The 14769-nt window shown below is 70.8% G+C and carries 13 protein-coding genes and 3 tRNA genes; 9 read left to right on the plus strand and 7 right to left on the minus strand.

Annotation, left to right across the window (positions count from 1 at the left end):
- Nucleotides 1-223: 223 nt before the first annotated feature.
- Together ACFPM7_RS02095 and ACFPM7_RS02100 are read left to right on the plus strand one after the other, a co-directional pair.
- The gene (locus ACFPM7_RS02095; protein WP_378243132.1) at nt 224-1537 is read left to right on the plus strand and encodes a hypothetical protein; all 1314 of its coding nucleotides are present in this window, start codon (nt 224-226) and stop codon (nt 1535-1537) included.
- Nucleotides 1534-2502, plus strand: coding sequence for a glutamate ABC transporter substrate-binding protein (locus ACFPM7_RS02100; RefSeq protein ID WP_378243134.1), 969 nt, complete (start codon nt 1534-1536; stop codon nt 2500-2502). Before ACFPM7_RS02095 ends, ACFPM7_RS02100 begins: the two co-directional genes overlap by 4 nt.
- Before the next feature lie 176 nt (nt 2503-2678).
- Here ACFPM7_RS02100 and ACFPM7_RS02105 read toward each other — a convergent pair whose 3' ends face one another.
- Entirely contained in the window at nt 2679-2927 is a 249-nt protein-coding gene (locus tag ACFPM7_RS02105) for a hypothetical protein (protein ID WP_378243136.1), read from the minus strand.
- A gap of 498 nt (nt 2928-3425) precedes the next feature.
- On the opposite strand from ACFPM7_RS02105, the gene ACFPM7_RS02110 reads away from it, so the two are divergent.
- Complete coding sequence (locus ACFPM7_RS02110) at nt 3426-5600, plus strand: serine/threonine-protein kinase (protein ID WP_465251822.1); 2175 nt, start codon at nt 3426-3428, stop codon at nt 5598-5600.
- Here ACFPM7_RS02110 and ACFPM7_RS02115 read toward each other — a convergent pair.
- From ACFPM7_RS02115 to ACFPM7_RS02130, 4 genes are all read right to left on the minus strand, one after another.
- Complete coding sequence (locus ACFPM7_RS02115) at nt 5597-6727, minus strand: metallophosphoesterase (protein WP_378243140.1); 1131 nt, start codon at nt 6725-6727, stop codon at nt 5597-5599. The genes ACFPM7_RS02110 and ACFPM7_RS02115 overlap by 4 nt on opposite strands.
- A 103-nt stretch (nt 6728-6830) precedes the next feature.
- Nucleotides 6831-7388 (minus strand): PaaI family thioesterase, encoded by a 558-nt coding sequence (locus ACFPM7_RS02120; RefSeq protein ID WP_378243143.1) that lies wholly within the window; start codon nt 7386-7388, stop codon nt 6831-6833.
- A 19-nt stretch (nt 7389-7407) separates the two neighbouring features.
- Nucleotides 7408-8670, minus strand: coding sequence for an MFS transporter (locus tag ACFPM7_RS02125; protein ID WP_378243817.1), 1263 nt, complete (start codon nt 8668-8670; stop codon nt 7408-7410).
- Nucleotides 8671-8796: 126 nt separating this feature from the next.
- On the minus strand, nt 8797-9969 hold the full coding sequence (locus ACFPM7_RS02130; RefSeq protein ID WP_378243145.1) for a L,D-transpeptidase: 1173 nt from the start codon (nt 9967-9969) through the stop codon (nt 8797-8799).
- Between the two features lie 381 nt (nt 9970-10350).
- Here ACFPM7_RS02130 and ACFPM7_RS02135 point away from each other — a divergent pair, with 381 nt between their 5' ends.
- Nucleotides 10351-10554, plus strand: coding sequence for a cold-shock protein (locus ACFPM7_RS02135; RefSeq protein ID WP_189209291.1), 204 nt, complete (start codon nt 10351-10353; stop codon nt 10552-10554).
- 73 nt (nt 10555-10627) lie between these two features.
- Here the strand turns inward: ACFPM7_RS02135 and ACFPM7_RS02140 are convergent, their stop codons facing one another.
- Both ACFPM7_RS02140 and ACFPM7_RS02145 read right to left on the minus strand, forming a co-directional pair.
- Nucleotides 10628-10987, minus strand: coding sequence for a hypothetical protein (locus ACFPM7_RS02140; RefSeq protein ID WP_378243147.1), 360 nt, complete (start codon nt 10985-10987; stop codon nt 10628-10630).
- A gap of 280 nt (nt 10988-11267) precedes the next feature.
- Nucleotides 11268-11477, minus strand: coding sequence for a heavy-metal-associated domain-containing protein (locus tag ACFPM7_RS02145; RefSeq protein ID WP_378243149.1), 210 nt, complete (start codon nt 11475-11477; stop codon nt 11268-11270).
- 272 nt (nt 11478-11749) lie between these two features.
- Here ACFPM7_RS02145 and ACFPM7_RS02150 point away from each other — a divergent pair, with 272 nt between their 5' ends.
- The 5 genes from ACFPM7_RS02150 to ACFPM7_RS02170 all read left to right on the plus strand — a co-directional run bounded on the left by ACFPM7_RS02150 (nt 11750) and on the right by ACFPM7_RS02170 (nt 14762).
- Nucleotides 11750-11995 (plus strand): hypothetical protein, encoded by a 246-nt coding sequence (locus ACFPM7_RS02150; protein WP_378243151.1) that lies wholly within the window; start codon nt 11750-11752, stop codon nt 11993-11995.
- A 375-nt stretch (nt 11996-12370) separates the two neighbouring features.
- A tRNA-Glu gene (locus ACFPM7_RS02155) sits at nt 12371-12443 on the plus strand.
- A 29-nt stretch (nt 12444-12472) separates the two neighbouring features.
- Nucleotides 12473-12546, plus strand: a tRNA-Asp gene (locus ACFPM7_RS02160).
- A 29-nt stretch (nt 12547-12575) separates the two neighbouring features.
- Nucleotides 12576-12652 (plus strand) — tRNA-Phe (locus tag ACFPM7_RS02165).
- A 580-nt stretch (nt 12653-13232) separates the two neighbouring features.
- Nucleotides 13233-14762, plus strand: a complete 1530-nt coding sequence (locus ACFPM7_RS02170) for a sugar transferase (RefSeq protein WP_378243153.1) — start codon at nt 13233-13235, stop codon at nt 14760-14762.
- Nucleotides 14763-14769 lie beyond the last annotated feature (7 nt).

Genomic DNA, 14769 nt, shown 5'->3' on the forward strand with positions numbered 1-14769 from the left:
TGACGCGCCAGAGGGCGACCAGGCGACCGCCGAGCGCCACAGGTCACGGAGGGTGTCCGAGAACAGTGGCCACAGCGGTCGGGAGGCACTAGGTTCAGCGGTGAAGGTTCCTGGTGTCACAGCCCTGGTGACACAGTCCTGGTGTCACAGCCGGATAACGCCAGGGGGAAGCGGGCGTCGTGCGGGTGATCGTGCTGTTGACTGGGGAGTCGTGGGAGCGCCCGTGGTGACCGAGGCCCCGTCGCGGGGACCGCGCGTGGCCGCGCTGCGCTCGGTGCGGCAGACGGCGACCACGACGCCGGGCAGGCTGTCGGTCGCCGCCGCCGCCCTGATCGCCCTCACCGTCGTCACCGGGGTCTTCGCCGCCATCACCCTGCAGGCCAAGAAGGACACCCTCGCCGACCTCGTCTCCCACCGCGAGCCGCTGGCCGCCGCCGCGCAGCTGATCTTCCGCTCGCTCTCGGACGCCGACGCCACCGCGGCCAGCGCCTTCCTCTCCGGCGGGGCCGAGCCCGCCGCGCTGCGCGAGCGCTACGAGTTCGACATCGCCCAGGCCGGGGCCGCGCTCGGCAAGGCGTCATCGGACGTCGGCGCGGACTCGATGGCCGCCCAGCAGGTGGACGTGCTGTCGCGGCAGCTTCCCGTCTACACCGGCCTGATCGAGACCGCGCGGGCCAACAACCGCCAGGGCTTCCCGGCGGGCGCGGCCTACCTGCGCGAGGCCTCCGGGCTGATGCGCTCGCAGATCCTGCCCGCCGCCGAGAAGCTCTACCAGATCAACTACCAGCGGCTGACCGCCGAGCAGGAGGACGCGCGGTCCTTCCCGTGGATCACCGCGCTGCTCGCCGTCGCGCTGCTGGCCGCGCTGGTGGTCACCCAGCTGTGGCTGACCCGCAAGACGAACCGCCTGATCAACGTCGGTCTGGCCGCCGCGACCGCGGCCGTGGCGCTGGCGCTCATCTGGGGCACCGCGGCGCTGCTGATCGAGTCGACCTACGTGCGCGGCGCCGAGCGCGACGGCTCCCAGCAGGTCGACCTGCTGGTGCAGGCCAGGATCAACTCGCTCAAGTGCCGCGCCGACGAGACGCTGACCCTGGTCGCCCGCGGCGACGGCAAGTCCTACGAGGAGGAGTGGGCCGCGCTCGCCCCGACCCTCGCAGGCCCCGACAACCTGCTCAGCCGCGCCGCCGCGACCGCGTCCCCCGAGCTGGCCGGCCCGATCAACGACGCGGTGCGCGACGCCGAGGCCTGGGTTGCCGCGCACCGCAAGATCCGCGAGCTGGACGACTCCGGCCAGTACTCCGAGGCCGTCACCCTCGCCATCGGCGACGCCCCGGACAGCGCCGCCATGGCCTTCGCCTCGCTGGACCGCAACCTGATCGCCGCCCTGGACGCGGGCCGGGCCGAGTTCACCAGCCAGACCGCGACCGCGGAGAACGCCCTGACCGGCCTGGTGCCGGGGGTGATCGTGCTGGCCCTGATCGCCGGCGTCGGCACGACCGCGGGCATCCGGGCACGACTGCGGGAGTACCGATGAGGCGCATCGCCGCCGCGCTGGCCGCCATGACAGTCCTCGCGGGCTGCTCGGCGGCGGGCGAGCCGATCAACCTGGCCACCGTCACCTCGGCCGACCGCCCCCAGCCGGTCGGCGTCGAGGTCAACCCGCCGCCCACCTCGGGCACCGCCCAGCCCACCGACTGCGACCCGACCAGCAGCCTGCGCCCGGACGGGTTGCCCGCCGCCGGGCAGATGCCGGACGGCTCGACGATGCGCGAGATCCAGCAGCGCGGGCGCCTCATCGCGGGCGTCGACCAGAACACCTACCTGTTCGGCTTCCGCGACCCGACGTCCAACGCCCTGGAGGGCTTCGACATCGACCGCGCCCGCGAGATCGCCGCGGCGATCTTCGGCGACCCGAAGAAGGTCCAGTTCCGGGTGCTGACCTCCGCCCAGCGCGTCCCGGCGCTGGAGAGCGGGGAGGTCGACGTCGTCGTGCGCACCATGACGGCCACCTGCGAGCGCTGGGAGCAGATCAACTTCTCGGCGATCTACTACGTGGCCGCCCAGCGGCTCGTGGTCGACCGCGCCTCGGAGATCACCAGCATCGACCAGCTCGGCGGCGAACGGGTGTGCGCGGCGAAGGGGTCGACCTCGCTCAACCGCCTGCGCGAGCTGCCCTCGCCGCCGGAGCTGGTCGCGGTCGACAACTGGACCGACTGCCTGGTGCTGATGCAGCAGGGCCAGGTCGAGGGCGTCTCCACCGACGACACCATCCTCGCAGGCATGGTCGCCCAGGACCCGAACCTGAAGATGGTCGGCGACCCGATCGGCCAGGAGCCCTACGGCATCGGCATCCCCAAGCAGAACGAGGACATGGTGAAGTTCGTCAACGCCGTGCTGGAGAAGTCGATCAGCAGCGGCGGCTGGACGACGAGCTGGCAGAAGTGGCTCGCCCAGGCGGGCGGCCGGGCGACCCCCCCGACCCTGAGGTACCGCGACTGATGAACCAGTGGACCCCACCCGAGCACCAGCCCGACGACCGCCGCCAGCCCCCGCCCGCCACCCCGCCGCGGGGGCAGCACGCCCAGGGGCAGGACGCTTCGGACCAGGCGGGTCAGGGTGAGCACGGTCAGGCTGGACAGGGCCAGGCTGGGCAAGGGCAAGCCGGGCAGTTGCCGCTAGGGCAGGCCGCGCAGCAGGCGCGGTCGGCACACCAGCAGGGACAGTCGTCGCAGGGGCAGGCAGGTCACCAGCAGGGGCCGGGGTCGGGTCGGCCAGGTCAAGCCGTGCAGGGGGCGCAGGGACACGGCGAGCCGTGGCGGGGCCAGCCCGGGCCGGTGTCGGGAGGGCAGGGGGCGGGGCAGCACGGCCACGTCTCGCACGGGCTGCAGGGGCAGGCTGGACAGCAGGCGGGGCAGTCGGCGCATCAGCCGTCGCAGGGGCAGAGCCCGTATGGGCAGAACCCGCCGGGGCGGGGCACGCAGTCGCAGCCGTTGCCGACGCACGCGCCGGGACAGCGCCACCAGCCGCCGCCGGGATGGCGGGGCACGCAGCCGCAGCCGGGTACCGGACCGCAGCAGCGGCCCGGTACCCAGTCGCAGCCGCTGCCCCGGCCGCCGCAGCGTCCCCAGGGGCCGCCGCCGCGTCCAGGGTCGCAGCCCGTCCCGCGGCGCGGGCAGGCTCCGGGCCAGGCCGCGCACGCCGCGCCCCAGCAGTTTCCCGGGCAGTCCCAGCAGTCCCCGCCCGCGCAGTCCTCGGGCCAGCCCGCACAGTCTCCACCCGGACAGGTCTCACCCGGGCAATCCGCACCGGGACAGTCAGAGCCCGGCCAGACCTCACTCGGCCAGGCCCCGCTCGTGCAGGCCCCGCCGGCGCAGGCGCAGGTGCCCGCGGAGGATCTCCCGCTGCCCACCAGCGTGCTCAACATGACGACGGTGACGCAGTACATCGTCCCGCCCAAGCCGGAGGACGACTCCCCCAACACCGGCTCCGACAGCCAGGGCACCGGCTCGGGCACGTTCCCGGGCACCGGCAGGCGGACCGCCTCGCGGGCGGCGGGGCGGGGGAGTCTGGGGGCCGGGCTGGTCGATGTGCCCGTTGTCGCGGTGCGCGATCCGGCGAGTGCGGTGCTGGAAGATCCCGTCGTCGCCGAGAACAAGCGGTACTGCACCAACTGCGGGGAGAAGGTCGGCCGCGGGGTCGACGGGGAGAAGGGCGATCCCGAGGGCAGCTGTCCGAAGTGCGGGCAGGCGTTCAACTTCCGGCCGCGGCTGTACCAGGGTGACCTGGTGGCCGGGCAGTACGAGGTGCTCGGCTGCATCGCCTACGGCGGGCTGGGCTGGATCTACCTGGCCAAGGACCACAACGTCAGCGACCGGTGGGTCGTGCTCAAGGGCATGATCGACACCGGGGACGCGACGTCGATGGCCTCGGCGGTCAACGAGCGGCGCTTCCTCGCCGAGGTGGAGCACCCGAACGTCGTCAAGATCTACAACTTCGTGCAGCACCCGGACCCGTTCAGCGGGGCCACCAACGGCTACATCGTCATGGAGTACGTCGGCGGGCAGTCGCTGCGGCAGTTGGCGCTGCAGCACCACAAGGACGTCGGCCGCGCCGAGCCGCTGCCGATCGGGCAGGTGATCGCCTACGGCCTGGAGATCCTGCCCGCGATGGGCTACCTGCACAGCGTCGACATGCTCTACTGCGACCTCAAGCCCGACAACGTGATCCAGTCCGGCGAGCAGCTGAAGCTGATCGACCTCGGCGCCGTCCGCCGCACCGACGACTACGAGAGCCCGCTGTTCTTCACCGCGGGCTACGCCGCCCCCGAGCTGCCGAGGGAAGGCGCGTCCTTCGCCTCCGACATCTACACCGTCGGCCGCACGCTGGCGGTCCTGTCGATCGAGTTCGCCGGCTACACCAGCCGCTTCAAGCACACCCTGCCCGGCCCGGACGTCGAGCCGCTGTTCGCGCTCTTCGGCAGCTACTACCGCGTCCTCAAGCGGGCCACCCACACCGAGCCCGCGAAGCGCTTCGCCTCCTGCGAGGAGATGGCCGACCAGCTGACCGGCGTCCTGCGCGAGGTCATCGCGCTGGGCACGGGCAAGCCCCGCCCGGGGATGTCGACGGCCTTCAGCGTCGAGACGCGCAGCTTCGGCGTCGCCCTCACCGCCGAGGGCGAGATGGCCCTGCCCGTCCCCGACCCGCAGGAGATCGCCGCGATCCTGCCGCTGCCGCTGGTCGACACCAGCGACCACGCGGCGGCGGCCCTGGCGAGCATCACCGCCACCGAGCCCGCCGAACTCGTGGCGGCGCTGACGGCGGCGCCGCAGGATTCGGTCGAGGTGCGGCTGCGGCTGGTCAAGGCCCGCATCGAGCAGGGCGACCTGCGGGCGGCGTCGGCCGAGCTGGCCTCGGCTCGCAGGCTGGTGTCCGACCCCGCCGACTGGCGGCCGGACTGGTTCCACGGGCTGATCGCGCTGGCGGGCCGGGCCCCGCAGGCCGCGCGGGAGGCGTTCGACCGGGTGTACGACGCGGTTCCGGGGGAGTTGGCGCCGAAGCTGGCGCTGGCGGTGAGCGCGGAGCTGGTGGGGGACACGTTCGCGGCGGCTCGGACGTATGAGCTGGTGTGGCGGACCGATCGCTCCTACGTGAGCGCGGCGTTCGGGCTGGCTCGGGTGTACCTGGCACAGGGGGCTCGGGCGGGGGCCATCGAGGTGTTGGAGATGGTGCCGGAGACCTCCAGCCACCATGTGGCGGCCCAGGTGGCGGCTATCAAGATCAAGGCTGGGCGGGACGGGGTGGTCGAGCAGGACCTGTACGACGCCGCTGCCCGGTTGGAGAGGCTGGCGCTGGATGCCGAGCGGCGGGCTCGGTTGTCGGCTGAGGTGTTGGAGGCCGCTTACGGGTGGGTTCGGGCCGGGCGGCCTGGCGGGGGGCCTCCTGGTCGGAAGGTTCTGGGGTGTGAGCTGTCGGAGAAGGAGCTGAGGTTCGGGTTGGAGAGGTGCTATCGGGCGCTGGCCCGGTTGGCGTCCTCGGCTGAGCAGCGGCATGCATTGGTGGACAAGGCGAACGCCATTCGTCCTCGGACGCTGACCTAGGGCTGGGGCTTCAGTTCGAGGATGGAGATGTCGGGCGGGGCGCCCACCCGTACCGGTGGGCCCCAGAAGCCCGCGCCGTTGGTGACGTACAGCCAGGTGTCATCCACTTTGGACAGGCCGGAGACGCCGGGTTGGGCCAGGGACACCAGGTGGTGGAAGGGGTAGAGCTGGCCGCCGTGGGTGTGGCCGGAGAGCTGGAGGTCCACTCGGGCTTCGGCGGCTTCCTCGACCTGGACCGGTTGGTGGGCGAGGAGGACCACCGGGTTCGTGGTGTCGCGGCCTGCCAGGGCGGCGTTGAGGTCGGGGGTGTCCTCGAAGGACTCGCCGGTGACGTCGGTTATGCCGGCGATGTCCAGGGTGCCCGTGCCTCGGGTGAGGCTGGTGCGGGTGTTGTGCAGGTAGTTGAGGCCCAGGCGCTCCAGTTCGGTGATCCACTGTTGGTGGCCGGAGTAGTACTCGTGGTTGCCGGTGACGAAGAAGGTGCCGTCGCGGGAGACGAGGTCGCGCAGGGGTTCGGCGTCGCGGCCCAGTTCGGCGACGGTGCCGTCGGCCAGGTCGCCGACCATGGCGACCAGGTCGACGTCGGCTTCGTTGATCATGCGGACCAGGCGCTCGGTGTGGGAGCGGCCGAGCAGGGGGCCCAGGTGGATGTCGCTGACCACGGCGATGCGGAAGCCGGAGAAGGCCGGGTCGAGGTTGCGCAGGGGGATGGCGGCGCGGCGGAGTTCCGGGGGGCCCAGGGCGGAGACGACGCCGGTGCCCGCGATGCCGGTGGCCGCCGCGCCCGCGACGACGGCGGCCGAGCGGGCCAGGAAGAGGCGGCGGCTCTCGTCGGTGGCCACCGTCTTGCGCAGGGCGAAGCGGGGCAGCTCCAGGACCAGCAGGACGACGACCAGGTAGAACAGGACGCCGAACCACAGGTAGCCGGGCCAGGCGAACCACTGGGCCACGTCGGGGCCGACCCACCTCGGGAGGGTGAGGGTGGCGGCGACGAGGACGGCCAGGGCGATGACGGCGACCGCGCCGACGCGGCGGGTCCTCGCGGTGCGGGTGGTGTCGCTGACCAGACGCTTCCACAGGTACAGGTGCATCAGGGCGACGACCGCCGCGGCGATCACCAGGAACATCCGGCCCCCCGCCGCCAGGTTATCGAAATGGTCATGGCCGCGGCCTTGTCGGTTCGGCGGCTGTGGACAGCATGGGACCCAGCCTACGGAGCGTGGATGAAGGTCAGGGGTTGACGTCGATGCTGCGGCCCAGCAGGGCCGGGTTCTCGGCGACGCGGCGGATGTCCTCCGGGCGGCCGTGGTCGACGAAGTGCTTGAGGTCGACGGTGATGAACAGGGCCCGGGCCCGGACGGCGGTGGTGCCCTCGACGGTGCCCTCGGCGCTGACGTAGACCTTGCGGCCCGCGATGCCGTCGAGGTGGGCGTCGATGACCAGGGTGGTGCCGACCGGGACCGGGCGCAGGAAGTCGGTCTCCAGCTTGGCGGTGACGGCCGGGCGCCGCAGCAGGTGGCCGACGGCGGAGCCGAGGGCCTCGTCGAAGGCGCAGGCCAGCAGGCCGCCGTGGGCCAGGCCGGGTGCGCCCTGGTGCTCGGTGGTCACCGTGAAGCGGGAGCGGACCGTCATGCCCTCGCCCGCGGTGGCGCGCAGGCGCAGGCCGTGTTCGACGGAGTCGCCGCAGCCGAAGCAGTGGGCGTAGTGCTCGGGCAGCTCGGTGTCGGGCGCGGGCGCGTCCGGGTGGCGGTCGGGCACGGTCGTCTCGACCGGGGGCCAGCTGTTCACTACCGCAGGGTAAGCACGCTCAGGCGGGCACGCGGGAGCGGGTGCTGGACTCGATGCCGCGCAGCGAGCGGCCCGCGGTCTCGGGCAGCAGGTAGATCGGGACGGCCGCGATGAGGGCCGCGCCCATCAGGTAGTAGGCCGGGACCAGGGAATCCCCGGTGGTGTCGACCAGCTTCGTCACGATGTACGGGGCCGTCCCGGCGAAGACGGCGGTCGACACGTTGTACCCGATGGCGAACGCGCCGTAGCGGACCTCTGTGGGGAACATCGCGGGCAGCACCGACGGGATGGTGGCCAGCAGGAAGGTCAGCAGCACGCCGATGATGGCCAGGCCGAGGGTGAGCAGCAGCACGTCGCCGGTGTTCATGAGCAGGAACGCCGGGATCGGCAGCGCGATGAAGCCCGCCGCGGCCGCGTAGAGGAACGGTTTGCGGCCGTAGCGGTCGGTCAGCGAGCCGATCGGGGTGATGATCAGCATCATGCCGAGGATCACCGCCATGATCACCAGCAGCGGGGTGTGGCCGGTGAGCCCGAGCGCGTTGGTCAGGTAGCTCTCCATGTAGGTCAACATCACGTAGTCGGCGATGTTGAGCAGGACCACGTAGCCGATCAGGTGCAGGATCGCCTTCCACTGGGTGCGCAGCACCAGGCGCAGCGGCGAGCGGCTGACCTCTTCCTTGGCGCTGAGTTCGCGGAAGAGCGGGGTGTCCTCCAGCTTGGTGCGCAGGTAGAGCCCGACCAGGCCGAGCGGGCCCGCGAGGAGGAACGGGATGCGCCACCCCCACTCGACCATGGCCGCGTCGCCGAGCACGACGGTGCAGGTGGTGACCACGCCCGCGCCGAGGAAGAACCCGGTCAGCGTGCCGAACTCCAGCCAGCTGCCGAGGAACCCGCGCCGCCTGTCCGGGGCGTACTCGGCGATGAAGGTCGCCGCGCCGCCGTACTCCCCGCCCGCGGAGAAGCCCTGGATGAGCCGGGCGAGGATGACCAGGATCGGGGCCAGCACCCCGACGGACTCATACGACGGGAACAGCCCGATCGCGAACGTCGAGCCGGACATCAGGATGATCGTGGTGGCCAGGACCTTCTGCCGACCGATCCGGTCCCCGAGCGGTCCGAAGACGAACCCGCCGAAGGGCCGGGCGATGAACGCCACCGCCAGCACCGCGAAGGTGCCCAGCACGTTCTCGGTGGTCGAGCCCGCGGCGAAGAACACCGCGCCCAGCACCGCGGGCATGAACCCGAAGACGCCGAAGTCGTACCACTCGATGCAGTTGCCCATCGCCGAGGCCGCGACGGCCTTGCGCACCGCCTTCTGGTTCGGCTCCGGCGTGTTGGCGACTGACCCGGTGTCCCCCGACTTGGTTTCCACCCGACGAACCTAACTCCACTCGGGAGCATCCGCCGTTCAGCCGACCAGCGCCGACTTCTTCTGCCATTCGGCCCAGGGAATGACCCAGTCGTAGTAGTCGCCGTAATCGTCGTCGAACTCGCCCATCTCGACCTCGCTGACCACCTCCACCGGGTCGCCGGTCAGCACCGAGTTGAAGTAGGTCTCGGCATTGGCGGGCGAGAGGTTGATGCAGCCGTGCGAGACGTTCTCCCGGCCCTGGGACGCGACCGAGGGGGCGTAGCCGTGGATGAACTCGCCGTTGTTGTGGATGCGCACCGCGAAGGGCACCTGGACGTCGGAGTAGCCGAAGGTCGGATTCGTCATCCCTTTCGTCCGGTACTTCTCCATCACCACGTGCACCCCGCTGCGGGTCACCCTGCGCCGGTCGGATTCCAGGCCGTAGCTGGCCGGGAAGTCGTGGACCTGCTTGCCGTCCCGGATGACGATCATCCGGTGGGTCTTCGTCACGGCCTTGACGATCTGGCTGCGGCCGATGCTGAACGACGCCGAGACGTCCTCGTCGCCGTGGACGCCGCCGCCGAGGTCCACGCCGTAGACCGCCGCGGTGACGGTGACCTCGGTGTGCGGCTTCCAGTACTCCTTGGGCCGCCAGTGCGCGGCGGCGCCGCCGTCGAGCCAGGCCCAGGAGCCCTCGGTGGGCACCGAGGTCTCGACCGCGAGCCTGCGCTCGGCCGCGGCCCGGTCGGTGACCGGCGGGTCGAAGGTGACCTTGATCGGCATGGCGACGCCGTAGGCCTTGTCGTCGGTGACGTTGAGCGAGGCGTGCGTGGTGCCCGTCGGGGTGACGGTGGTGAACTCGCCGGAGACCGGGACGCGGCCGCCGTCGCCGCCGACCGCGGTGCCCGACCAGGTGTAGGTCTTGCCGAAGCCCAGCGGCTCGGCGACGGTCCAGGCCGCGCCGTCCTCGGTCGGCGTGCCGGTGACGCGCTTGCCCGCCGGGCTGGTCAGGGCGACCGCCTCCAGCCTGCCGCCCGCGACCGCCACCGAGATCGGGTCGACCGGGCTGACCCCGGTCGCGCCGTCGGCCGGGGTCAGCGTCAGCACCGCGGGGGCGTCGGGCGCCGCCGCCCCCGCGGGCACCGCCGTGCCGCTGGTGGCGCCCGCCGAGCACCCGCCGAGTGCCAGCGCCGCGACGACCCCCGCCGCCCACCGCCTGATCGTGGTCATGGTCTCCCCCTGCCCGTCCGATCCCCTCGAACGCACCCGGTACGACGCCGGGGGAGGACGGCACGTTGGCCGGGGTGATCTGTGATTCAGGTCACGTTTCGTGGACAGTGCGGGCTTTCATGTTCGTCATCTGTTCATTTCGGAGAGTGCACATTGACATCACTCTCTTGGCCTAGTCGAAAGCCCGCAAGGCAGTAGAGCGGGACCGGTTCAGCCGATACTCTTTGGCTTGCTGGCCGTGGTTTCTGTGTTCGTGTTTCCACGCTCGCGGAACGACAGCGAGGGCGGGCGGTTTCCGTCGAAGTGGGGCGGAAGCGCCGTTCTAGGGCGGCCCGGGGTTGCACGGTGCAATCCCAAGCTCCTGCGATGGAGGCAGGTTTTATGGCACAGGGCACTGTCAAGTGGTTCAACGCCGAAAAGGGCTACGGATTCATCGCGCAGGACAACGGTGGCGCGGATGTGTTCGTGCACTACTCGGAGATTCAGTCGAAGGGCTTCCGTACGCTGGAGGAGAACCAGCGGGTGGAGTTCGAGGTCGGCCAGGGCACCAAGGGCCCGCAGGCGACCAACGTGATCCCGCTGTAATAGGCCGTCGAACGCGCGGAGCCCCCTCGGCCGTCGGCTGAGGGGGCTCCGCGCTGTCCGGGCCGAAGCGGCCTCAGCGCTGCATCTGGTACTGCTGGTGCTCCTGCTGGCGGGCCTCCCAGTCGAGCCGCTGCATGATCCACTCCTGGGCGAGGGCCATGGGGGAGGTGTGGCGGTAGGCGGCCAGCTCGCGCAGCTTCTCGTTGGCGGCCAGGGGCAGCCGCAGCTGGTGCACCTCGGCAGTGCCGAAGCGCCTGCCGGTCGCGGTGGTCTCGGTGTCGCTGTCCGGGGCGAGCGCCGCCAGGTACGACTCCAGTTCGTCGTCGGGCAGCAGCTCGTCGGCCTGGTCGCGCACCGGGGTGCGGTGGCGGCCGGTCGACTCGCCGACCGGCTTCAGGTCCGACCGGCTACGGCCGAATGAGGGAAAAGGCACCGGGACACGATAACGGTTCGATTGCGGGAGCGCTGGCGCTGTGATGCCCGTCACTGCTCACAGCCGGGTGATGTCGGACTCCGGACATGGAGAGGCCCCCGCGCCAGGGGGAGGAACGCGGGGGCCGGAGGGGATCTCCACAGGCGCTGACCGGGGGTGTGTCAGCACGACGATTGTTGCACGTGCACGCGCTGACCGGGAGGGTCCGCGAGGGAAAAATCGAGAGAAATGTTCACCTGTCGTTCGCCTTGTCCGGCAGGTGTTGAGGGTCTGCGGGACGTCAGCTCGCGAGCTGGTAGCCCGCCTCCTTGACGGCCCCCTCGACCAGTGCGCGGTCGAGCTCGGCGGCACTGGTGACGGTGACCGCCCCGGTCGCCAGGTCGACGGCGACGTCGCTGACCCCGGTCAGCTCGGTCAGCTCCTCGGTCACGGACGCGGCGCAGTGGCTGCACGTCATCCCGGTGACGGTGTAGACGGTCTGCTGAGACACCGGACTTCCCTCTCGACGGCTGGGGTGGTCGCTCCGACCACGGCAATCATACCCCCTGGGGGTAGAGGGTGACCGAGGGGACCCGGCTCGGCGGACCTAGCCGCCGAACGGGTGACGGGGTTCCCGGTTAACGACTGGCCGGTCTCGGCGTCAACTGGAGACCGGGTTACACACGGCTACGCGGGGGCTCGGACCGGTTCACTCCGCAGGGGGCTGTGACCTGGGCGAGATCTTGCATAGCCTCACGCCAAACAAATGCCGGGGAGGTCGGGATGAGCGGGTCCTTGGAAGTTCGTTCGTTTCTGCTACGCCAAGACAGCATGGGCGGGTCGGGGAATTTCGCGAGCGGAGTGCCCGCACCCCGTTCCGGTGAGGGCTCCCGGGTCACCGACGATCAGGTCAAGCGCGCCCGAGTGGCCGTGGCCTGCGGGTCCAAGGACCCGGACGACTGCCGAGAGCTGCTGGAAATGCTCGGGCTGATCGAGGGGGAAGACGGCCTCCCGCCGGTTCGCCGATAACCGGTCGCCCGGCAGGGCCTATTTCGATCTTGTGGTTCTCCGGCGCCGTCGCGCTATCGGCCGGGAAATGCGGCTCTGGCGCGGCGCGCGGGTGGGTAATGCGTGCGAGGGACGGTGCTTGCCTGTCGGCAAGGACCGTGGACCATCGGACCCGGCCGGGCGGCGGCCGGTCCGGTGGCCGTCACTGGACCCGGGAGCGCTGAACCCGGGAGCGGTCACGGCCGACCCCGGCGGCGAGCGGCGCCGAGCGGTCAGAACTAGGCCTAAGTGCACCGTTCACGCAGGTCAGAACGTTTAGGGGGTACCCGTTTTGTTCCGGCAGGTGGCATGTCATAAGCTATGCGTGCTCCCAACGAACACCGGACGAGCAGGTCGGCTCCCATCGTCTAGCGGCCTAGGACTCCGCCCTTTCAAGGCGGCAGCGCGGGTTCGAATCCCGTTGGGAGCACGGAAGTGAGCTAGACAGCAGTACAGCAAGGCCCTGTGGCGCAGTTGGTTAGCGCGTCGCCCTGTCACGGCGAAGGTCGCGGGTTCGAGTCCCGTCAGGGTCGCAAGGCTTCGGTGATGCATCGAAGCTTCTGGCCAGGTAGCTCAGTTGGTACGAGCGACCGCCTGAAAAGCGGTAGGTCGGCGGTTCGACCCCGCCCCTGGCCACCACGATGAGCGGCGAAGCCCCCGGGCGGCGCCGCTCGTTTTGTGTTCGGGGTCCGATTTGTCACCCAGAGCGCCCAACCGGCCGGTGGATACCAAGACGTGATGTGGATCACATCTTCTGCTCGGGGTGCGTATTTGGCGCAATTTGCGAACTGCGGTTGACGCAACGCGCATGGGGCCAAGTGGCGGGACACCCGTTTATCCCAACGGCAGTGTGACGCATTCGCTGGGTGTGACGCCGGTAGCGGAGGGTGATCCACTGGATAGTCCGGAATGGACTGTCGACAGTGATCACTATGACTACGCTAAGCAGCCATGATGGTGGGCTGCGTGACGGTTCGATGAACAGCAGAGCTACACAGCGTGTACTTCGATCAGTCGGCAAAGTCTCGCCCCCCGATCGGGGGGTGAGACTCCTGACTCTCTGTGTAACGGCATTGGTCGGGAGAACGAATCAGCTAGCGCGACCAGAGATCGGGCGACGCTGCCGGGCTCTGGCCCAGAAGCCGATTCGCCCAGTGCGGAGACACCGGGGACCTTCCGCACGCCACACGCCCAATCCGGCCTAACCGGGGGAAACACAATGCGTGACCACGTTGGGTTCCCGCGCAGACGCCCAGCAAGCTGGCCAGACGCCCCACCTGCACGGTGGTCTCGGACTGGCAGCGGCCGTCTGCCCGCGGGAGAGCCTTCGTTCCCGCCCGTCGAGGGGTGGGAGCCCCGTTACCGCGCGGGCGTTCTGCTCGGCGACGTCCTCGCTCTCGCCGCGGGTGTGCTGCTCGCGGGGGGCGCCGTCACGGCGTACGCGCGGCCCGGGGAACCGCTCGTGCATCCCGTGACCTTCGTCACCTTCTTCGTCATGCTCGCCGCGTTCGCGGTGAACCGTGTGTGGAGCTCCACCGTCCTCGGTCACGGGGTCGAGGAGTTCCGCCGGGTCGGTCGCGCGTTCGTCGCCGCGGCCGTCGTGCTCGCGCTCGGCGGGCTGCTGTTCGACGTCGACCGCGCCCGCCCGTGGGTGTTCGTGGTCATCCCGGCGACGGCCCTGCTCGTCTTCCCATTGCGATATGCACTTCGCCAGTTGCTGCACAAGGCCCGGCGCGAGGGGCGCTGCCTGCTGCCGGTGATGGCAGCCGGGAGCACCGAGACGCTGCGCGACCTGATCGGCCGCACCCGCGGCACCCCCTACCTCGGCTGGCGCGTCGACGCGGTCTGCACCACCGACGGCCGCGGCGACGGCCTCGGCGACGACGTCGAGCTGGAGGGCGTGCCGGTGGTCGGGCAGCTGCACGACCTGGCCACGCACGCCCGCCGGGGCGGCTACCGGATCGTCGCGGTCACCCCGGACCACTACTGGACGCCCAAGCGCCTGCAGCAGCTCGCCTGGAACCTGGAGGGCAGCGGCGCGGAGATGGTCGTCGCGCCGGTGCTGATGGAGGTCGCGGGCCCGCGCCTGCACGTCGACGCCGTGCTCGGCATGCCGCTGCTGCGGGTCTCGGCGCCGTCGTTCACCGGGGTGCGCCGCGTGGTGAAGGACGTCTTCGACAAGGTCGGCTCGTTCGCGCTGCTGACCCTGCTCACGCCGGTGATGCTGTTCGTCGCCGCCGCCATCAAGATCGACAACCGGGGCGCGGTGTTCTACAAGCAGCGCCGGGTGGGCAAGGACGGCCGCGAGTTCACCATCGTCAAGTTCCGCACGATGGTGACCGACGCCGACAAGATGCTCGCCCAGCTCGCCGAGCAGAACGAGGGCCACGGCCTGCTGTTCAAGATGCGCCGCGACCCGCGCATCACCCGCGTCGGGGCGATCCTGCGCAAGTACTCCATCGACGAGCTGCCCCAGCTGTTCAACGTCCTCGGCGGGACGATGTCGCTGGTCGGCCCGCGCCCGCCGCTGCCGGAGGAGACCGCCCGCTACGCCCCCGACGTGCGGCGCAGGCTGCTGGTCAAGCCCGGCCTGACCGGCCTGTGGCAGGTCAGCGGTCGCAGTGACCTGCCGTGGGAGGAGGCGGTCCGGCTCGACCTGCGCTATGTGGAGGACTGGTCGCTCGCGCTGGACGCGGTGATCCTCTGGAAGACCTTCCGCGCGGTCTTCTCCGGCCAGGGCGCGTACTAACCGATCT

This window comes from Actinokineospora guangxiensis (assembly GCF_042657845.1).
GTDB classification, from domain to species: domain Bacteria; phylum Actinomycetota; class Actinomycetes; order Mycobacteriales; family Pseudonocardiaceae; genus Actinokineospora; species Actinokineospora guangxiensis.